This is a genomic window from Nocardia amamiensis, assembly GCF_015477605.1.
GTDB classification, from domain to species: domain Bacteria; phylum Actinomycetota; class Actinomycetes; order Mycobacteriales; family Mycobacteriaceae; genus Nocardia; species Nocardia amamiensis_A.
Genome location: NZ_JADLQX010000347.1, coordinates 1 through 255, shown reverse-complemented (window position 1 = coordinate 255; position 255 = coordinate 1). Strand labels below are relative to the sequence as shown.

Genomic DNA, 255 nt, shown 5'->3' with positions numbered 1-255 from the left:
GTCCGGTCGTGCTCGGCCCACGCCACCCGGACGCCTTCCAGCACGATCTGCACCGGGTTGCCGTCGCGGTCGGTGACGAACGCGGTCCGCAGGTTCTCGTAGCGGTCCACCAAAGCCTGTGCCGCCGCACGCAACCGGGCGGCGTCCACCCGTCCGGTGAGGGTCAGCACCGCCTGCGCGGTGTAGACGTCCACCGAGCTCGCCGCAAGGCGGGCGTGGAACAACAGACCGGCTTGCAGCGCCGAGAGCGGCCAG

1 protein-coding gene is annotated in these 255 nt (G+C 71.8%); it reads right to left on the bottom strand.

The genetic code is table 11. From position 1 onward, the window contains the following. On the bottom strand, positions 1-255 hold a 255-nt coding region (locus IU459_RS38095), incomplete at both ends, for a condensation domain-containing protein (RefSeq protein WP_195134374.1).